The sequence below is a fragment of the Pseudoalteromonas sp. ABV4_021 genome, assembly GCF_056159365.1.
The window spans coordinates 2,506,159-2,525,463 of record NZ_JBSWVB010000001.1 but is presented as its reverse complement, the minus strand read 5'-3'; the positions used below and the strand labels follow the sequence as shown (position 1 = coordinate 2,525,463).

19 protein-coding genes are annotated in these 19,305 nt (G+C 40.3%); 18 read left to right on the top strand and 1 reads right to left on the bottom strand.

Annotation, left to right across the window (positions count from 1 at the left end):
* The first annotated feature begins 19 nt into the window (after positions 1–19).
* The 7 genes from ACXAFE_RS11740 (at position 20) to ACXAFE_RS11710 (ending at position 7,374) form a co-directional block, all read left to right on the top strand.
* Positions 20–775 (top strand): glycosyltransferase family 25 protein, encoded by a 756-nt coding sequence (locus ACXAFE_RS11740; RefSeq protein WP_475152745.1) that lies wholly within the window; start codon positions 20–22, stop codon positions 773–775.
* 114 nt (positions 776–889) lie between these two features.
* Positions 890–2,851 (top strand): S1 family serine peptidase, encoded by a 1,962-nt coding sequence (locus ACXAFE_RS11735; protein ID WP_475152743.1) that lies wholly within the window; start codon positions 890–892, stop codon positions 2,849–2,851.
* Positions 2,852–2,899: 48 nt separating this feature from the next.
* On the top strand, positions 2,900–3,301 hold the full coding sequence (locus ACXAFE_RS11730) for a hypothetical protein (protein ID WP_475152741.1): 402 nt from the start codon (positions 2,900–2,902) through the stop codon (positions 3,299–3,301).
* 54 nt (positions 3,302–3,355) lie between these two features.
* The gene (locus ACXAFE_RS11725) at positions 3,356–4,903 is read left to right on the top strand and encodes a sensor histidine kinase (RefSeq protein ID WP_475152738.1); all 1,548 of its coding nucleotides are present in this window, start codon (positions 3,356–3,358) and stop codon (positions 4,901–4,903) included.
* Positions 4,903–5,289 carry a hypothetical protein gene (locus ACXAFE_RS11720; RefSeq protein ID WP_475152735.1) on the top strand — a complete coding sequence of 129 codons (387 nt, stop codon included), beginning with the start codon at positions 4,903–4,905 and terminating at the stop codon, positions 5,287–5,289. Before ACXAFE_RS11725 ends, ACXAFE_RS11720 begins: the two co-directional genes overlap by 1 nt.
* Positions 5,276–6,676 carry a hypothetical protein gene (locus ACXAFE_RS11715; RefSeq protein ID WP_475152732.1) on the top strand — a complete coding sequence of 467 codons (1,401 nt, stop codon included), beginning with the start codon at positions 5,276–5,278 and terminating at the stop codon, positions 6,674–6,676. The genes ACXAFE_RS11720 and ACXAFE_RS11715 overlap by 14 nt, the downstream gene beginning before the upstream one ends.
* Before the next feature lie 11 nt (positions 6,677–6,687).
* Positions 6,688–7,374 carry a response regulator gene (locus ACXAFE_RS11710; RefSeq protein WP_054979521.1) on the top strand — a complete coding sequence of 229 codons (687 nt, stop codon included), beginning with the start codon at positions 6,688–6,690 and terminating at the stop codon, positions 7,372–7,374.
* Positions 7,375–7,766: 392 nt separating this feature from the next.
* On the opposite strand, the gene gorA is transcribed toward ACXAFE_RS11710, so the two are convergent.
* On the bottom strand, positions 7,767–9,125 hold the full coding sequence (gene gorA, locus ACXAFE_RS11705) for a glutathione-disulfide reductase (RefSeq protein ID WP_475152726.1): 1,359 nt from the start codon (positions 9,123–9,125) through the stop codon (positions 7,767–7,769).
* Positions 9,126–9,261: 136 nt separating this feature from the next.
* Between gorA and prlC the strand changes: the two genes are divergently transcribed.
* From prlC to ACXAFE_RS11650, 11 genes are all read left to right on the top strand, one after another.
* Complete coding sequence (gene prlC / locus ACXAFE_RS11700; protein WP_475152723.1) at positions 9,262–11,298, top strand: oligopeptidase A; 2,037 nt, start codon at positions 9,262–9,264, stop codon at positions 11,296–11,298.
* 361 nt (positions 11,299–11,659) lie between these two features.
* Positions 11,660–12,868, top strand: a complete 1,209-nt coding sequence (locus ACXAFE_RS11695; RefSeq protein WP_475152720.1) for a response regulator — start codon at positions 11,660–11,662, stop codon at positions 12,866–12,868.
* Between the two features lie 81 nt (positions 12,869–12,949).
* Entirely contained in the window at positions 12,950–13,726 is a 777-nt protein-coding gene (locus tag ACXAFE_RS11690) for a class I SAM-dependent methyltransferase (RefSeq protein ID WP_475152718.1), read from the top strand.
* 46 nt (positions 13,727–13,772) lie between these two features.
* Complete coding sequence (locus ACXAFE_RS11685) at positions 13,773–15,680, top strand: methyl-accepting chemotaxis protein (RefSeq protein ID WP_475152715.1); 1,908 nt, start codon at positions 13,773–13,775, stop codon at positions 15,678–15,680.
* A 32-nt stretch (positions 15,681–15,712) separates the two neighbouring features.
* A complete protein-coding gene (locus ACXAFE_RS11680; RefSeq protein ID WP_475152712.1) occupies positions 15,713–16,186 on the top strand; it encodes a redoxin family protein in 474 nt (157 codons plus the stop codon).
* Positions 16,187–16,482: 296 nt separating this feature from the next.
* Positions 16,483–17,007 (top strand): non-heme ferritin, encoded by a 525-nt coding sequence (gene ftnA / locus ACXAFE_RS11675; RefSeq protein WP_054979528.1) that lies wholly within the window; start codon positions 16,483–16,485, stop codon positions 17,005–17,007.
* A 297-nt stretch (positions 17,008–17,304) separates the two neighbouring features.
* On the top strand, positions 17,305–17,646 hold the full coding sequence (gene rpsF, locus ACXAFE_RS11670; RefSeq protein ID WP_010561955.1) for a 30S ribosomal protein S6: 342 nt from the start codon (positions 17,305–17,307) through the stop codon (positions 17,644–17,646).
* Between the two features lie 17 nt (positions 17,647–17,663).
* Positions 17,664–18,011, top strand: a complete 348-nt coding sequence (gene priB / locus ACXAFE_RS11665) for a primosomal replication protein N (protein ID WP_038637364.1) — start codon at positions 17,664–17,666, stop codon at positions 18,009–18,011.
* Positions 17,986–18,213, top strand: a complete 228-nt coding sequence (rpsR, locus tag ACXAFE_RS11660; RefSeq protein ID WP_010561953.1) for a 30S ribosomal protein S18 — start codon at positions 17,986–17,988, stop codon at positions 18,211–18,213. Before priB ends, rpsR begins: the two co-directional genes overlap by 26 nt.
* A gap of 36 nt (positions 18,214–18,249) precedes the next feature.
* A complete protein-coding gene (rplI, locus tag ACXAFE_RS11655) occupies positions 18,250–18,702 on the top strand; it encodes a 50S ribosomal protein L9 (RefSeq protein ID WP_010561952.1) in 453 nt (150 codons plus the stop codon).
* Positions 18,703–18,965: 263 nt separating this feature from the next.
* On the top strand, positions 18,966–19,304 hold the full coding sequence (locus tag ACXAFE_RS11650; RefSeq protein ID WP_475152699.1) for a type IV pilin protein: 339 nt from the start codon (positions 18,966–18,968) through the stop codon (positions 19,302–19,304).
* The last annotated feature ends 1 nt before the right edge of the window (position 19,305 follow it).

The following is a 19,305-nucleotide window of genomic DNA, read 5'->3' as shown; positions in this document are numbered from 1 at the left end:
TTAGATTGGCGTTTTTACAATGCTAAACCAACCTAAAGTATTCCTGATTAATCTTGATAAAAGCACTGAGCGCTTTAAAAAAAGCAGTGAACGATTAACGGCACAAAATATTCAATTTGAACGCATCCCAGCCATTGACGGCACAAAACTTACAAACGCTGAAATTCAAGCGCATTATTCATCGCAATTAAATTCAAAACAGTATTACCGCAACCTTGGCTATGGTGAGATTGGCTGCTTTTTAAGTCATCGCTTGGCGTGGCAAAAAATTGTTGAACAAAAGCTGCATTATGCAATCGTGTTGGAAGATGACTTTAAACTAGCGGATGATCTCAGCGCAGTATTTAGCACCATCGAATCGCTAAAGTTTGACTGGCAACTATTAAAACTTGCCGCTTATCAAAATCGTACCCGACCTATCAAAGCAACAAAGCAAGTTAATGAGCAATTTGAGCTAGTACTTCATAAGAAGCCGCTCACAGGCTGTTGTGCGCAAGCAATTACTTTTCATGCGGCCAAACAACTTTTAGCGATTACCGAACAATTTGGTTGCCCTGTTGATACGCAAATTCAGCGCACGTGGCAAACGGGTGTATCTGTTTATTCGCTTATGCCTTTTATGATTGAGCAAGATGGTAAAGTGGGTAGTGAAATTACCGCAGCATGTCAAAATCAAGTAATTAAAAAGCACTTTTTTAAACGAAAGTACCAACAATTAACGGATGGGATTAATCATTACAAGCAAACCCAAATTGCATTATCAGAACTAATATAATGATTCAATTAGGTTTAAGTTAGCCCTACATAAAACTACATTTCTTTAATATTGTCATGTTGCAAAAAGGTTTCTAATCAGTTTCAAGATATGATGAAAAGTATAGGAAATGTTATGAAAAAAGTTGCGTTACCTTTCGCACTTGCAGGCTTGGCAGTAATTAATATGCCAGTTGTTGCTGCAGAGAAAGTCAATTTAGTTAAGCCAAAATCATTTAACCAAAACACACCACGTATTATTAACGGTAAGCCTGCTACTCAAGGTGATTACCCGTTTATGACCTCACTTATTTCAGCACAGGCTGAGGGTATTTCGCCATTTTGTGGTGCGTCTTTTATTGGTGGTCGTTATGTACTAACTGCATCGCATTGTATTGAAGGTTCTGCCGCTGAAAACATGCACGTTTGGATTGGCGGGTATGACACAACTAAACCTGAGTCTGGTAAGCGTGTTAGTGTTGCTCAAATTTATGAACATGAAAACTACGGTGACATAGGTCTTAATAACGATATTGCAATTATTGAGCTTACAGAAGAAGTAACGGACGTTACGCCAATCAAGTTAATGACGCCAGAGATTGAAGCGATTTTAAAAGATGGCTCTGAATTGACTGTTATGGGCTGGGGTAATATGAACCCTAACAGTGAAGCTGCTCCAGAGTATCCAGAAATTTTACAAGAAGTAAAAGTGCCACTTTATAACCGTGAACAATGTATTGCCGATTACACACAAGACGGTGAAACGGGCATTACGGATAATATGATCTGTGCCGGTTTTGTTGAGGGTGGTAAAGATTCGTGTCAGGGCGATAGTGGCGGCCCGCTTATCTTTAAACATGAAGAGCAGTGGTATCAAGCGGGTGTTGTAAGCTTTGGTAATGGTTGTGCAGCGCCAAATGCACCTGGTGTATATGCACGTGTTGCAAACTATAACGATTGGGTTGAAGCGAAAAAGTCAGGCGTTTCATACAAACAAATAAACCGCCAAGGTTTTGTTGAGCAAACTTTTAACGAGCAAGCGACATTTAATATTAAAAATGTAGGCAGCGATAATTTTATGGTGACCAATGCCGCTGTTGTTGGCGCAGAAGGAGTTGAACTTGCTGAAGTTGAAAAAAACTTATGTGACGGAAAAACACTTTCGCTCGATCAAAGCTGTGATATCAAAGTACGTGTTAAAACAAATGCACCGGGCAATGCGGGTTTTGCATTAAGAGTAAGCACAAATGATGCCGTTAACAAAGAAGCAATCATTTTCTACGGCGCGAATGTACTTGAGCAAGAGTCTGCGAATATGAATGAAATTGTTGGTAGCAATAATGATCGCGTTAAATGGTGGAGTGGTGGTGAGTTAGCGTGGCAGGCGCAAACAAATAAAGCATCGCAAGGTGACTCTGCAATGGCAAGCGGCGATATCACTCACTTTCAACAAAGTGTTTTACTTGCAACGATTGATAACGACCGTGTTGAGAAGTTTAACTTTAAGCACTTAGTATCGTCAGAGACTGATTGGGACTTTTTAACGGTTCGTCACAACAATCAAGTAATTTTACGAGCATCCGGTGTTGATAATACAGAATTCACAGCACAAGAAGTTACGTTAACAGAAGGTGTGGATCGTATCGCGATTATTTATACCAAGGATGAAACGGACTTTGATGAGGTAGGTGACGATAAAGCATATATTGACGAAGTGTCGACAGTACTTAAAAATACCGCGCCACAAAGTAAAGTTAAACAAGCCACAATCACAGTGGAAGAAGCGAAAGGTTTTGTACTCGATGCCAGTGAGAGCAGTGATGCAGAAGGCGACTCACTAACTTATAAGTGGGAAGTGACCGAAGGAACAATTGCCATTGCAGATGCGACAAAAGCAGTTATTAACCTTACCGCGCCAGCATACAAAGATGCTAAATCGCTTACATTTAAAGTAACAGTGACTGACCAATTTGGTGCAAATAGCAGTAAAACGGTTCAGGTTACCATTAATAAAAAGCCTAAGCGTAGTAGCGGTAGCACAGGTATTATGTTGTTATTAGCTGGTTTTGCTTTCGCAGCACGTCGAAAATTAGCGTAAACATTTAAATTTGGAGAAGCCAGCTAGTTTAGCTGGCTTGACTATATTATGAAGCAATTACATATCACTCTTTCTGCATTATTAATGACGCTATTTACATCAGCGTGTAGTAGCACGGCATTATCTGAAACAATGACTGAACAAGAGCTCAATAATCTAGAAAAAATATACAGCTTTAATGCCAAAGCCGAGTATATTTCGTTTGTGGTAAAATCAACAGGTTGCACAAGCAAAGACGATTTTGAGTTATTACAGCAAGAAGCTAAAGGTGTGTACGAGTTTGCGCTAAAGCGCAATAAAGCGGATCTTTGTCGTGCGATGCCAAGAGCATATCCTGTAACTTTTAAGTTACCTGAGGCGATAGACTCAATTGACTTAATTAAAGTTTTAAATCCGCGCTATGACAATGAGGCGCAAAAAGCAGCTAAACGCACGCGTAAGCAAGGGTAGCATTAGACTAATTTAAATTGGTATTTCACTCTGCTGGTATCGTTAGGAGATCATTTGCAGACGTTATTTTTACGTATTTATGGTTCGGTTATTTTAGCAGTAAGCTTGGTCTTACTGCTTTCCTACCTTGTATTTTCTTCGGTGAACCAATACCGTTACCAGCAGCATTTGGCTGAGCAACTATCTGGCACCTTGTACCTACTCAAGCAGGGTATTAATCGACAAACTAACACTGCAAACCGTGAACGTTGGCTCGAGTTAGTTGCGTCGCTTATGAATGTATCGCTTAGTTTAGTCGATAAACCACCGAATCTAAATAAAGTCAGTATCTCTACCAATGTTCACGCCAATAATGGTTACATTGTTGAATATCCAATTAACGATACTCATTTATTAACCATGCATTTAAATGGCGTGAGTGAGCAAATTGCCACTGGCACAGCATTTTTATTACTTAATGAAATAGGCCTATACAGTGCGCAACAGCGCCAAGCTGCATTTGATGCCATCAGCAATCAATTTCATTACCCGATTAACCGGGTTAATGAGGCGAGCCAATTGCTCGATAGTGAGCAATTAGAGCGTTTAGCGCGTGGCGAAATGGTTATTGTTTGGCAAACTGAATTTGATAGCAGCTTGTCGTTTGATATTTATGCGCCTTGGGGTAACTCTCAAGACTTACTTAAATTAGGCACAATCAAAGTATTTGAACAATATCCCAACTGGCTGTTAATCTCAGGGTTTATTGCCGTGCTAAGTGTATTAGCTGTGGTGATATTATTTATTATCCGCTTGTTGGTTAAGCGATTAACTTATATTCAAGATAAAGTAGATGCTATTGAACCTGAGCTAATACAAGCAGAAGAAATGCCACAAAACCTCGATGTGATTAACCAGTTAACTTGGAAAATCGATCAAATGGCACTGCGGATCACACGCTTAATTGAGCAAAAACACCAAATGTTGCGCGCTGTATCCCATGACTTACGAACCCCTTTATCAAAAGCGCAATTTAGGCTCGAAACATTAAATATTCAATTGGGTGTCGATAACGCCTTAATCGCACAAACTAAAGCTGACCTAAATCAGCTTAACTTATTAATTAGTGACTTACTTAGCTATGAAAAGCTCACTGATAACAAAGCAATAGTTAAAGAAAATGTCGCGTTAAATTCGTTTGTGCTCGCAATTGTGCAAGGAATGCAAATAGTCTTTCCTCACATTAAATTTACCTTTCAAGCACAACAAGAGTATGCGCTAAACATCAATAAACAGCTTTTTACACGCATGCTCGAAAATTTACTTAATAATGCCGCGCGCTTTGCAAAAGAATCGGTAACGGTTCAACTAATAAATCATCAGCAAAATATTGTGTTAGATGTAATTGATGATGGCCCCGGTGTTGATGAGCAAAGTAAACAGCACATCTTTGAGCCGTTTTACCAGCAAGATCAAAGCCGCAGTAATAAAACTTCCGGTTATGGATTGGGTTTGGCCATAGTACAGCAAATTGCATCACAACATGATGCAGATATCATTTTGATTGATACGCAAGTGGGCGCTCACTTTAGTGTTCACTTCCAGCTTAAAGGGAGTGAATAATGAGAGCGCTATTTTTCCTTTTATGCCTGCTTAATGCATCTTCCATATTTGCTGCGCAACCGCCTAAAAAAGAGCCGGAAAATACAACGAGTAACAAAGCGCTTAAACCACAAAACGACAGTAAAAATGCAATTGACTGGGGTGATTGGGATAAAAAATTTCAACCTCAGCAGCGTTATGGTGTTGGCATTAAAGGCAAATTACAAAATGCGATCAGTGAGTTAGATAAAAGTAACTTACTTAATGATACAAGCGGTGTTTCAAGTATGCCGAAAACGCCCACTGATAAAAATAAAAAGCGAAAAGACATCAAGAAAATGAAGCAAGAACTCAAGGCGCTTGAAGAAAAAGTAAAACAAGAGATTGAAAGCGATGAAGACTATTAAATTATTTAAGTTTGCGATTGCTCACCTATTATTGGCGCAGATAATTAATCCGTGTTTTGCAAGCGATAAAAATCAACCGCTTAGTGCGTTCGAGCAAGCAATGCTGCACAATGAGCGCGGTGAATGGCTTGAAGCTGAAACACTGCTTAGCTATCAATTATCGCAAAACCCGATGCAGCACCGCGTGCGTTTAGAGCTGGCATTAACGCAAATGCAATTGGGCAAATTTTACGTGGCAAAAGAGCACCTATTAAGTTTAAAACAAGTAACTGAATTGCCCGAAAACGTGCGCTTTAATATTGATATTATGCTTAATGAGATTAACGCTAAATCGCAGCTTACCGAGGTTGAACCATCACAAAGCCAGTGGGGACTTATTGGCACACTTGCTACCGGATACGATGACAACGTTCGCTTTAGCTTTGGAGACTATTTTTTAGATGATGACCCGTACTTAGATAGTTTTTACTTTGTATTACCTAATGGCAAAGAATATTTTATTTCTCAAAAAGGCTATTTGTATAGTTTGGATGGCGAAATTGTGATGCCCGAAGAACTCGGTATAGACATTTCCCCGTTTCTTGAAAAGCCAAATTCAATGTTTGTTGAATCGGCAGCCATTATAAATTACAGCTATTTGGGCGAGCAGGTAAATTGGAAAAACAATCTGCTGATCCGTAATATCGATAATGCTGATTTTAGTGATTACGATAAACTGCTATTTAAACTCGACTCTGAACTAGCATGGCCGCTGGCAAGTGATAAAGAAATTGCCTTGCAATTTGAACAGCGAAATCAGTTTAGAGGTGGCGAGCCACAAATTACATCGAGTGCATTAACATTAGGCTATCGTCTATTTTCAAAAAGTAGTGAGTGGTACATGTATGGTCAGTACATGGACAGAAGTTTTAAAACCATAGAAGTGCAGTTTGGAGACTTTTCATATACCAATTATGGTTTTGATAATAAGTCTTGGGCGGCTGGTGTTGAATGGAATAAACTTTTTTACAACAATCAATTGTTAGCTAAAGTACAATTTGAATTAAAGAGCAATGACGCAAGCGATGGGCTTAATTATTTAGGCGCTATTTTAAAAACTGCGTTAGTTTATCAGTTAGATGATAAATGGAGTGTTGCGGGTTATGTGAACTTTTTTCAGCAAGATTACAGTAAAAGTGATTTAGTCGAAGCTTACGGATTAGATGAAAATAGCGACTTGGCAGCCATTGATAAAAGCTTACGTATTGGTTCTAAAGTTGATTATCAAATTAATCAACAGCTCTCAGTATTTGTTTCAGCAGATTGGGGCGAGCGCTCGTCAGATATTTACTGGGGTGTGCAAAGTAATACAGTGCGAGCAAAGCTAGGGTTTAACTTCGAATTTTAAAGTGGCATTAAATGGAAAAATATAATCTGATAATTGTTGAAGATGATGCGGAGTTGGCGAGTTTAACACAGTCGTTTTTTCAGCAGTTCGAGTTTAATTGTACTGTGATAAGCGAAGGACAAACCGCAGTACAACAGATTATTGCCGAGCAACCAGATTTAGTATTACTGGATTTAATGCTGCCAGATATCGATGGTATGCAAGTATTCCAACAAATAAAACCAGCTTACACTGGTAAAGTAGCTATGTTAACTGCGCGAGGTGACACCATTGATCAGGTGCTGGGTTTAGAGTTTGGTGCGGACGACTATATTTCTAAGCCAATTGAGCCGCGTTTATTATTAGCAAAGTGTCGCGCCTTATTGCGCCGAGAAGTGGGCGTTGAAGTAACGAAAGAGCAGGGCATTTCATTTAACGATATCACTATCAATAAGCATAAGCGTGAAGTCAAAAAGGGGAATTGCGTATTGGAATTCGCGGCTCCCGAGTATGATTTATTGCTTTTGCTGGTGGAGCATAGTGGTGAAGTGATAACGCGAGATACTATCTTCAAAACGCTTTGGGGCATTGATTATGATGGTCAAAATCGCCAGGTAGATATTTATATTTCATCGATTCGCAGTAAGTTAGAAAGCGACCCAAATCAGCCAAGCATAATTAAAACTGTGCGTTCTAAAGGCTATTTATTTACAGGATAATTTCATTTGATGTGAAAACGAAAAGGGTATCAAGTGATACCCTTTTTTGTTTTTCGAGTAGCGTTAGAGCGACTTTTTACTTAGTTCCTAACGCATTGTCTCAAATTACTCAGTTCTTAACGCATTGTCACAAACTCTTCTGAACCGGTTGGGTGAGAGCCGCACGAAAATAGCGAATACGTGGAGCTATTTTAGGCTCGAACGCGAGACAATGGACGTCGAGCCGGAATATCGCGTCAGGACGACTTCACACTCAGCTTTTAACGCATTGTCACAAATTCTTCTGAACCGGTTGGGCGAGAGAGAACCGAAACGAAGTTTCGCAGTCTCTCGAACGCTTTTCAAGGATGAAAAGCCGGAATATCGCGTCAGGACGACTTCCCACTCAGTTCCTAACGCATTGTCACAAATTCTTCTGAACCGGTTGGGTGTATCGCCACAACCGAATCAAAATCTGCTTTGGTTGCACCCATCTTCATGGCAACACCAAAACCTTGGATCATTTCATCAACAGCAAAACCAATGCCGTGCAAGCCAACGATTTTCTCGTTAGGGCCTTGGCACACTAGTTTCATTTTACATGGTTGGCGGTGCTGAGTTACTGCGGTGTACATTGCGGTAAAGCTTGATGTGTATACTTTAATATCATCATCACCAAATTGTTCAAGGGCCTCTGTTTCAGTTAAACCAATAGTGCCAATTGGTGGGTGACTAAATACTACTGTTGGTACTAAGTTATAGTCCATTTTGGCGTTTGGCATTTCAGGGTTAAATAAGCGCTCAGACAATAAACGGCCAGCTTTAACAGCCACAGGGGTAAGCTCAATACCGTTTTCAATTATATCGCCTACGGCGTAAACGCCTTCAGCTGTGGTATTTTGAAACTCATCCACTTTTACGTGGCCTGATTCAGTTAATTCAACACCAGCTGCTGCAATATTGATTTTATCGGTAGTTGGCTGACGACCAATCGCCCAAATAACTTGGTCAACATTAACGCTGTTACCATTTTCAAAATGCAGTGTTAAAGAACCATCTGATTCTTTAGTAACTTCTTTTGGTGTAGCGTTAGTGTGAAGTGTTGGACCTTCTGACTCAATCACTTCCATTAAAGTATCAACAATGAGTGGATCGAATGTACGAAGCGGTGTATCTCGGCGAACGCATAAATGCGTTTCAGTGCCTAAACCGTGCATTACGCCTGCAAGTTCAACTGCAATATAACCTGCACCTACTACTGCTACACGTTTAGGCTGCTCTTTTAATTCAAAAAAGCCATTTGAGTCGATACCGTATTCAGCACCAGGAATATTTGGAATGCTCGGACGTCCCCCAACAGCAACTAGAATATGGTCGGCAGTGTAGTGCTCACCATTTACTTCAATGGTTTTGTTATCTACAAATTTAGCGAAACCTTGAATTACGGTAACGCCATTTTTTGCTAGGTAATTATCATAGCCGTTGTGAATTCGGCCAATGTAAGCCTCGCGGCTTTCAAGTAATTTAGACCAGTTAAATTCTTTAATTTCTACATCAAAGCCATAGTCAGGTGCATAAAGTTTGATTGCCTCAGCAACTTGCGCGCCATGCCACATTACTTTTTTAGGAACACAGCCAACATTTACACATGTACCACCTAGCGGGCCTGCTTCTACTAGGGCGACGTTTGCACCGCGCATTGCTGCTCGGTTTGCTGATGCAATACCACCACTGCCACCGCCGATAGCGATATAATCAAAATGCTTTGCCATTTGAAGTTCCTTAATTTTTTAAATCTTTATTTTATCAGATATAGGTATTCTAACCGATAACACAATAGCCTAACTTGCAATTTTTATCGATTGCCCCAATCTAAATTAACAATGACAAATTAATAAGAAGCGTTTTATGACTAATCCATTAATTGGCCTTGAAGGGTTACCACCATTTTCACAGATTAAACCTGAGCACATTGTGCCTGCATTAAAACAGGGTATTGCGGATTGTAAGCAAACGATTGAGCAAGTATTAGCGCAAGAGTCGTATACTTGGGATAACTTTATTGTGCCACTGGATGAAGTCGACGATAAATTAACGCGTCTTTGGTCTCCAGTGTCGCATATGCACTCAGTAGTAAACAGCGAAGAGCTGCGCGCAGCCTATGATGAGTGTTTACCGCTTATCTCGGAATATTCTACCTTTGTTGGTCAACATCAAGGGTTATTCTTAGCAACGAAAGCGATTGCTGAAAGCGATGAGTTTGCAAACCTTTCTGAGGCACAGCAAAAAGCGATTAATAATAGCTTGCGTGATTTTAAACTTTCGGGCATTGCATTGCCTGAAGAAAAGCAGAAACGTTACGGTGAAATTGTTGCGCGTCTTTCTGAGCTTGCAGCTAAGTTTGGCAATAATGTGATGGATGCCACACTTGCTTGGCAAAAACACATTACAGATGAAGCGGATTTAGCGGGTTTACCAGAATCAGCGATAGCCTTGGCAAAACACACAGCTGAAAGTAAAGAGCTAGAAGGCTGGTTATTTAACCTCGACTTCCCATCGTATTTACCTGTTATGACCCATGCGGATAACCGTGAATTACGTAAAGAAACTTATATTGCATTTAGCACCAGAGCATCTGATCAAGGGCCTAATGCCGGTGAGTTTGATAACAGCGCTATTATGGCTGAAGAACTTGCACTGCGTCATGAGCTGGCGCAATTACTCGATTTTGAAAACTTTGCTGATAAATCACTGGCAACTAAAATGGCAGAATCGCCACAGCAAGTGTTCGACTTTTTAAATGATCTTGCAGCAAAATCAAAACCACAAGCACAAACTGAGCTTGCTGAACTGACGGCCTACGCAAACGAAAAACACGGTATTAGCAAGTTAGAAGCCTGGGATTACACCTATTACAGTGAAAAGCTTAAGCAGGAAAAATACGCCATTTCAGATGAAATTTTGCGCCCATACTTCCCTGAAAACAAAGTGCTAAGTGGTTTGTTTGAAACCGTAAACCGTTTATTTGGTATTAAGGTTAAAGAAGTGCAAGGTGTTGATACTTGGCATAAAGATGTTCGCTTTTTTGAAATTTTTGATAGCAGCGGCGCGAAACGCGGTTCATTCTATTTAGACTTATATGCGCGCGACCATAAGCGCGGTGGCGCGTGGATGGACGACTGTATAGGCCGTAAAGTGCGTGCTAATGGTGACGTACAATTGCCTGTGGCTTATTTGGTATGTAACTTCAATAAACCGGTTGGTGACAAACCAGCGTTATTTACACACTACGAAGTAACCACTTTATTCCATGAATTTGGTCATGGTATTCATCATATGCTAACGCAAGTTGATGTGGGTGCTGTTTCGGGCATAAATGGTGTGGCGTGGGATGCGGTTGAATTACCAAGTCAATTTTTAGAAAACTGGTGTTATGAAGAAGATGCACTTGCATTTATTTCAGGTCACTATGAAACTGGTGAACCACTGCCGAAGGATTTGCTCGATAAATTGCTAGCGGCTAAAAACTATCAATCAGCAATGATGATGATTCGTCAATTAGAGTTCTCATTATTTGATTTTCATATTCATGCAGATTACAACCCAGCAAATGGCGATGAAATCCAAACGATTTTAAATAAAGTGCGTGACCAAGTATCAGTTGTTAAAGCGCCGGAGTTTAATCGTTTTCAACATGGCTTTAGTCATATTTTTGCTGGTGGTTACTCGGCAGGATATTATTCATATAAATGGGCAGAAGTACTTTCAGCTGATGCGTTCTCTCGTTTTGAAGAAGAAGGCATTTTTAATGCAACAACAGGCCAATCATTCTTAAATAATGTATTAGAAATGGGAGGTTCAAAAGAGCCTATGGAACTATTTGTTGCATTTAGAGGGCGAGAGGCAAATGTGGATGCCTTGCTGCGCCATAGCGGTATTCAATAAATCTAGGGTCTGTTGACCTTTCAAGTTCGTTTTTGCAGCAGTTTGATTGGGTTTTATACAAGGCAGAGGCTGCGTGGCATAGTTATTTTATGTGAGTCAGCCGATAACACAGTAGAAAACCCAATCAAGCGCTGCCGAACGGTTCTTTTGAGCGCACTTTTCTCATTGTTGCTCGATATTCGCTTAGATTACTAGGCCACACATCGAGCGCCGCGATAAAAGCACGCTCAAACAGAACAAAAATAGAACAGCAAAGGTCAACAGACCCTAAAAAGCCGCTAAAATTTAGCGGCTTTTTTTATGCATTTCATTTGGTTAAGTCTATGCTTAATTTTAGCTAATAAATAATATAGGTTTAGGCATGTTAACCAGTGTACTTGCTATTGATGATGACAAGCTAATCCACCAAATAATCGAAAAAACGCTCACCGATAATAACCAAGTAAGTCATGCATATAATGGTGAAGAGGGCATTAAAATGGCAAGGGATACTCATCCCGATATCATTTTGCTCGATGTTGAAATGCCAGGCATTAATGGGTTTGAAGTATGTAGCAAGTTAAAACAACAACGTGATACGCAAGATATTCCAATCATGTTCTTATCGTCGCGGAGCTCTCTTGAAGAGCGCATCAAAGGCTATAATTCTGGTGCAGATGATTACATCGTTAAACCATTTGAAACTGAAGAATTATTAGCGCGCATTAAAGTACTTCACCAATATAAAAAGCAATCACAATCATTAAAGCAAGATATAGAACAAGCGCAAAATACCGCTGCAATCGCAATGACTGATTACAGCGATATGGGGCGCGCTATGCGGTATGTAAGTCAAACTTATGGTGTTAAGTCTCTTACGCGCCTTTCTGAGTGTTTATTTGAATTTTTTTCACCGCTTAATTTAAATGTTGTCACAGCGTTTTGGTTTGAAAGTGGTAATGAGTTTTTCTCCAACAATAGTGCAGTATGCCCTCTTGAAAAGGAGCTGATGCTAAACGCAAAAGAAGGTGAGCGGTTTATCGACTTTGGTTCGCGCACAATTATTAACTACCCGAATGTCTCTTTATTAGTAAAAAACATGCCTGTAGATGACGCGCCACTGTATGGTCGTTATAAAGATTTGTTTCCACATATTTTGGAAGCAACAAACGCCAAACTTGGTACACTCGAATTGCATAATCAGTTATCGGAACAAGCGCAACAAATCACCAAAACGTTTGAATTGGTCGATAGCACATTACGCGCGCAGCTACAAAGCTTGTATTACAATAGTAAAGTATCGGTGCAGTTAATCGAAACCCTATACCAGCGCTTTTGTGATACTGTACCGCGGTTGGCGTTAGAGTCAGATCAAGAAGAATACATTTTAGGTTCGGTGGAAGAGACTGTAGAGAATTTACGCCACCATTTAACCGTTGGAGATGAAATTCAAAGTTCATTTAATGAAGTGATGACATACCTTGATCACATTATGAAAGAGCGTGAAAAAATACTTGAAAGGCTCGAGCAAGAACAACAAAGAGAAGAAATTAACGAAATTACGTCGCAGGACGATATTGAGCTATTTTAACAAGTTTGCATTATTCGCGTATAAAAATACTTTGCTAATCACTATAATGTTGTCATCTCAATATTTAGCAATGGATTTTCTGTGTTAATTGCTAACAGCATTCCTGAACAAAAAGACTACCTTGAACAGCTTGATAAGCGCTTTGCGTTATCTGAATGGTTATCGAGCAATCCGTTATTTTCCCTACATTATGATCACGATGGATTGGCATTAAGCAAAAATGATGAGCCAAAATTGGGGGCGATTCGTGTTGATTTTGTAACAGGTGCCGCTGCACACAGACGTAAATTTGGTGGTGGTAAAGGGCAGGCTATCGCTAAAGCAATTGGTTTAAACAAGGGCAAAGGCATCACACCGCATGTACTTGATGGCACAGCCGGACTGGGGCGTGATGGTTTTGTTTTGGCATCGCTTGGCTGTACAGTGACGTTACATGAGCGTCACCCAGTTGTTGCTGCACTTCTATTTGATGGCTTAGAGCGCGCGTATCTTGATGCCGAAATTGGCCGTTGGATGAGCGAGCGTATGAAAATGGCATTCGGTTCGAGTCACCAGTTGTTGCCAGATACTCATAGCGAAATTGACGTAGTGTACCTTGATCCCATGTTTCCACACCGTGAAAAATCAGCCGCGGTGAAAAAAGAAATGCGGGTGTTTCAATCATTAGTTGGTTCTGATTTAGATGCTGATGAATTGTTAGCGCCTGCGTACCAGTTAGCATCGAAACGCGTTGTGGTAAAACGCCCTGATTACGCGCCCTTTTTAGCTGAAAAAACGCCGTCGATGCAAATCAAAACTAAGAAAAATCGCTTTGACGTTTATGTCAAAGCAGCGATGACTGAAACAAAAATGTCATAATAAAGTCATATACTCGTAGAGCAAGTTAATAGATTTAGAGTGCCCTATGCGCGTTTCAAGTTTTACCCGATTACTTTTAGTCGTTTTAAGTGCCATCAGTATTGCGCTTGCTGCTGTACTTTTGTGGGCAAGCCAAACAATAAACACCCTTAATCAACAAACCGTTTCGTACAATCAGCTTAAAAATAAGGTTATAGTCGACTTAGCGAATAGCCTGCAAGATTATTTAACTTATGGTGATAATCAGTACCTCACCTTGGCAAAGTCACATATTGAATCGGTTGAACAAAAATTAAGGATTTTACCGGCCTCTATTTCCTCCTCTTTGCAATTGCAATTAACACAGCTGCAAAGTGGCATTGACGGAAAATACTTGGCACTGGGCAAGTTAAGCGGTAATAAAAATGCATTGATTGATCATGCGCTCAATGAAATGGCGGATTATGCCAGCGCTTTAAGTCAGTACGCGCAAAAAGCGCAAAGCTCAAATGATAAGACTCGTTTTTATGTATTGGCAAATGCCTACCAAACGAATGTCGTGCAACTGGTTATCGCATTGAAAGAAAACAATTTAGAAAGTACCAATTTGGTACTCGATGAACTGACACGAATTGCACAAGAGATTGAAAACCTTCCTCTATTAGGTGTTTTTGATCCTAATGTTGATGAAGATGAATTAATGCTAACGGGCGATGAGCCGGAAGACCTTGGTGAAGAGATCCAAGCTGAATTGGTTAGTTTACCCAATCGTTTGCCAAAAGAGTTGGCAAATACCAAGCGTTTAAATGAACAACGTGAGTTGGGAATTTCATCACTTCGAGAAGAAATTAGTACGTTAACTGATAGCATTCTAACCGCTGAAAAACAATTGCGTGATGAGCAGACATTAGTCGAAGAGCGTGTGTTTTATATCTTGTTAGTGGCGGTTGTTGGGTTATTTGTAATTGCTGCTATGGTCTATTTTACACAAAGAAAGCAAGTGCTTACACCTGTAAGGGCGCTCAGAGACGCATTTTCAAAGTTAATTGAAAACGATAATTTAGAGCATATTCATACAGATAACCAAAAAACCGAAATGGGTGAAATTGCACAGTACTTTAATCAGTTGATTGAAAAACAAAAATTAGAAGCACAAGAACGCGCTGAAACTTTGCAACTAGTGAGCGACTTTTTAGCAAATATGAGTGAGCAACTTAAAGTAATGCTAACGGCGTCAGAGCAATCGATAGATGAAGTTGTGCAAAGTGAAACTCTGTTGAGTCAAGTGACAGAAATTGGTGAACAAGTAAACGAGATTAATGGCACGGTAAAAAATAATGCGGAACTGACATTCAGTGCAATGGAAACCAGTGTAAGTCAATCTGAGTCGATGCTGGTGGCGAGTAACAAGACCCAACAACAAGTGCAATCGGGTATGGATTCGATGGACCAGTTACTAAAAGGCGTAAGCGATGTGGCGTCTGTTCTCGAAGTTATCAACTCCATCGCTGAGCAAACCAATTTACTTGCGCTTAATGCCGCGATTGAGTCGGCGCGCGCAGGCGAACATGGACGAGGATTTGCCGTGGTCGCCGATGAAGTAAGGCAACTCGCGAAGCAAACACAAAGCTCATTGCAAAGCATAAAACAACAGTTAGATGGCTTAACGTTAAGTTCACAGCAGGTTTCGCAACAAATGGGCGAACTAGCAGAAAACGCAAGCCAGCAAACAGAGTCGGCAACACAACTAAAAGAAACCGCAAGTAGTGTTGCGGATAATGCGCTATCCGCCTCTGAAGTGGCAAATCAAGCAAGTAGTTTTGCCCTTGAGCAAAGTAATTATTTGAATGAGTTTTCGCGCGCGATGGCACAGCTTAAAACGCGTGTGCAGCAATCAAATGCGCAAGTACAAGTAATACAAAGTGATTTAGAGCAGAAGATGGTTCAAATTCGTCATTCTTTAGGTCTACAATAGTGGGTATTCGCCAACAATTGGAAGACACAAATATGATTGAAACGAACCAAACACTGCCAAACCATACATTTAACCTATTAACTGAAAATGGTATGACTACGCCATCGACTGCTGATTTATTCGCAAATCAAAAAGTAGTGATGTTTGCAGTACCGGGTGCATTTACTCCAACCTGTTCAGCAAGGCATTTACCGGGTTTTGTTGAGAATTTTGATGCATTTAAAGAGAAAGGAATTGACCGCATTATTTGTATCTCAGTTAATGATGCGTTTGTGATGAAGGCGTGGGGCGATGCACAGAACGCAGCGAATATTGATATGTTGGCAGATGGTGATGGCGCATTTACTAAAGCCTTAGGGCTAGGTAAAGAGACTGGTGTATTTGGTGGTTATCGTTCACAGCGTTACGCCATGCTTGTTGAAAATCAAACTGTTACTCAATTGTGGCTAGAAGAGCCTAAAGCATTTGAAATTTCGAATGCAGAGGCTGTTCTAACGAATCTTTGAAACAAATAAGACTTGTTTTTATTACCCTTTTATTCACGTTTTTCTTTAATTAAATTAAGCAGTTAAATGCCTTGCATTTGGCTGCTTAACGCTTACAATGCGGACTTTTAAACCAATTCTGTTACGTGTGTATTTAAATACAGCGCAGCATAAATGAAATACTAACAAAGCGATATTGCTCTTATGGTGTTATTTAACATCGATAAGCTTAGGGCAGTTAGTATTTATTCAATCTGTTAGTTCTTAGCAATTAAATGAATTGGTATCAGTTAATCTATTTCGTCGTGGAGTCAGTTATGTTAGCACCTACAATGGTTGAAAAATTAAACGAGCAAATCAATTTAGAGTTTTATTCATCAAACCTTTATTTACAAATGAGTGCATGGTGTGAAGATAAAGGGTTTGAAGGCGCGGCAGAATTACTGCGTAAGCATGCGTTAGAAGAAATGGATCATATGAATCGCTTGTTCACTTATGTGAGTGAAACTGGCGCGATGCCAATTTTAGGTTCGATTGCTGCGCCACCACATGAGTTTGCGTCGTTAGGTGATGTGTTTCGCGAAACACTGGAGCACGAGTGTCAAATCACCAAAGCAATTAATGAATTAACGCACGTTGCGTTTACCACCCATGACTATTCAACATTTAACTTTTTACAGTGGTATGTTGCTGAACAACATGAAGAAGAAAAGCTGTTTAAAGGTATTTTAGACAAAATTGAATTAGTAGGCGAAGACGGTAAAGCATTATTCTGGATTGATAAAGATCTTGCTGAGCTTGCGAAAAAAGGCACTACTTCAATTATGGAACCAGGCGCTTAATAAGTCTGTTGTTATAGGGGGGAAGGTTTCAGAAGCTTTGCTGAACCCTGAACCCTGAACCCTGAACCCTGAACCCTGAACCCTGAACCCTGAACCCTGAACCCTGAACCCTGAACCCTGAACCCTGAACCCTGAACCCTGAACCCTGAACCCTGAAATTCTCTTAAAAAATCTATTTGCACTCTGCAATCAATGTGCGTAAAATGTGCGCTCTTTCGACCAATTAAACTTTGTTTTCCTTGCCTTAAACCGACCGGTCGAAACGGTACGAGGCTAAATTAACCGTAAGGAATACCCATGCGTCATTACGAAATCGTATTCATGGTTCACCCAGACCAAAGTGAGCAAGTTCCTGGTATGATCGAGCGTTATACTGGTTCTATCACTGAAGCTGGTGGTCAAATTCACCGTTTAGAAGACTGGGGTCGTCGTCAACTGGCTTACCCAATCGAAAAGCTTCACAAAGCACACTATGTTCTAATGAACGTTGAAGCACCAACTGAAGTAATCAACGAGCTTGAAACTTCTTTCCGCTACAACGATGCAGTACTACGTAACCTAGTTATGCGTACTAAAAATGCTGTAACTGAAGCTTCTCCTCTTGCTAAAGAAGAGAAGAAAGAAGCTGCAGAAGCTTAATCGTTTTTGAGACTTGTATGACTGATAACCAGTTCGTTTTGTCTGGCACGGTTTGTAAAAAACCTAAATTCAGTCAAAGCCCAGCCGGAATACCACACTGCATTTTTGTGTTAGAACACAAATCAACGCAAATGGAAGCAGGACTTAATCGTAGTAGTTATGTTCGCATTCAAGTGGTTGCCAGTGGCGAAGGCTTAAAACAACAAACTCAAGATATTGATATGGGCACGCAACTTACTGTACGCGGTTTTATTAACCGTCACGAAGGCCGAAATGGCGTGAGTCAGTTAGTGTTACATGCTCATCATATTGAAAGAATTACTATTGGAGATTTATCTCATGGCACGTTACTTCAGACGTCGTAAGTTCTGCCGCTTCAAAGCGGAAGGCGTACAACAAATCGATTATAAAGATCTAGCTACTCTTAAAAACTACATCACAGAAAGTGGCAAAATCGTACCTAGCCGTATCACAGGTACTAGCGCTAAATATCAGCGTCAACTAGCTGCAGCTATCAAGCGCGCACGCTACTTAGCCCTTCTTCCATACACTGACTTACATAAGTAAGCAGCGGTTTAACTAGTTTTTAAAAGGTGTAGAGACATGCAAGTTATTCTACTAGATAAAATCGGTAACCTTGGTGCGCTTGGCGACCAAGTTTCTGTAAAAGCAGGTTACGCACGTAACTTCCTTTTCCCTAAAGGCAAAGCAGTTCCAGCAACTAAAGCTAACATTGAATCTTTCGAAGCACGTCGTGCTGAGTTAGAAGCTAAAGTAGCTGAAGAACTAGCAGCATCACAAGCTCGTGCAGAGAAACTTGAAGCGTTAGCTGAAGTTACTCTTGTATCTAAAGCTGGTGACGAAGGTAAGCTATTCGGTTCTATCGGTACTCGCGATATTGCTGATGCTATCACAGCTGTAGGCCTAGAAGTTGCTAAATCAGAAGTTCGTCTACCTAACGGTACTATCCGTGAAACAGGTGAATTCGATGTAGCTATCCAGCTTCACTCAGAAGTAACAACTACTATTAAAGTAATTGTTATCGCTGAAGCTTAATCAAGTTTCTTGATTAGTAAAAAAACCGAGCATTTGCTCGGTTTTTTTTATGCCTGTAATTCCCTCCTTGCTGACTCCTTTATCACGCCTAAGTGTTCATTTACATTTACAAAAAGAAATTAACATATAACTGAAAGGTATTGATTTGCATGAATATTGCGCGATAATGACAGCGTTGTCATATTTTGACGTGTATTTTAGGGGGATACAAAGTGAGAAAAAGGCACTTACTTAAAGGGAATGGTTTTACGTTAGTAGAACTGATGATTACAGTTACAATAATTGGTGTGTTGGTTGCGGTTGCATTGCCATCTTATGGGCATTATGTAAAAGATGGCAGAAGGGCTGACGCACAACAGTATTTAATGCAGCAAGCTGGGGTACTTGAGCGTAATTATACACGCTTAGGGCGTTACCCTAACGCCAATGAAATTACCTTTGAAGCATCAGATTATTATACCTACTCATATTCACCTAATGGCAATACCCAATATAATTTAACAGCCACTCCAAAAGGAGCGCAACGAGGTGATAAGTGTGGCTCTCTGTCAATTAATCATCGCGGAGTCACCAACGCAGCTATAAACACCTGTTGGAGTTAAG

Excerpts from the sequence above, each read along its gene's own strand:
- rpsF (WP_010561955.1), top strand. The coding sequence starts at position 17,305 with ATGCGTCATTACGAAATCGTATTCATGGTTCACCCAGACCAAAGTGAG.
- gorA (WP_475152726.1), bottom strand. The coding sequence starts at position 9,125 with ATGGCAAAGCATTTTGATTATATCGCTATCGGCGGTGGCAGTGGTGGT.
- ftnA (WP_054979528.1), top strand. The coding sequence starts at position 16,483 with ATGTTAGCACCTACAATGGTTGAAAAATTAAACGAGCAAATCAATTTA.
- ACXAFE_RS11735 (WP_475152743.1), top strand. The coding sequence starts at position 890 with ATGAAAAAAGTTGCGTTACCTTTCGCACTTGCAGGCTTGGCAGTAATT.
- ACXAFE_RS11740 (WP_475152745.1), top strand. The coding sequence starts at position 20 with ATGCTAAACCAACCTAAAGTATTCCTGATTAATCTTGATAAAAGCACT.
- prlC (WP_475152723.1), top strand. The coding sequence starts at position 9,262 with ATGACTAATCCATTAATTGGCCTTGAAGGGTTACCACCATTTTCACAG.
- ACXAFE_RS11720 (WP_475152735.1), top strand. The coding sequence starts at position 4,903 with ATGAGAGCGCTATTTTTCCTTTTATGCCTGCTTAATGCATCTTCCATA.
- ACXAFE_RS11730 (WP_475152741.1), top strand. The coding sequence starts at position 2,900 with ATGAAGCAATTACATATCACTCTTTCTGCATTATTAATGACGCTATTT.
- rpsR (WP_010561953.1), top strand. The coding sequence starts at position 17,986 with ATGGCACGTTACTTCAGACGTCGTAAGTTCTGCCGCTTCAAAGCGGAA.
- ACXAFE_RS11685 (WP_475152715.1), top strand. The coding sequence starts at position 13,773 with ATGCGCGTTTCAAGTTTTACCCGATTACTTTTAGTCGTTTTAAGTGCC.
- ACXAFE_RS11680 (WP_475152712.1), top strand. The coding sequence starts at position 15,713 with ATGATTGAAACGAACCAAACACTGCCAAACCATACATTTAACCTATTA.
- ACXAFE_RS11650 (WP_475152699.1), top strand. The coding sequence starts at position 18,966 with ATGATTACAGTTACAATAATTGGTGTGTTGGTTGCGGTTGCATTGCCA.
- rplI (WP_010561952.1), top strand. The coding sequence starts at position 18,250 with ATGCAAGTTATTCTACTAGATAAAATCGGTAACCTTGGTGCGCTTGGC.
- ACXAFE_RS11715 (WP_475152732.1), top strand. The coding sequence starts at position 5,276 with ATGAAGACTATTAAATTATTTAAGTTTGCGATTGCTCACCTATTATTG.
- ACXAFE_RS11695 (WP_475152720.1), top strand. The coding sequence starts at position 11,660 with ATGTTAACCAGTGTACTTGCTATTGATGATGACAAGCTAATCCACCAA.
- ACXAFE_RS11710 (WP_054979521.1), top strand. The coding sequence starts at position 6,688 with ATGGAAAAATATAATCTGATAATTGTTGAAGATGATGCGGAGTTGGCG.
- priB (WP_038637364.1), top strand. The coding sequence starts at position 17,664 with ATGACTGATAACCAGTTCGTTTTGTCTGGCACGGTTTGTAAAAAACCT.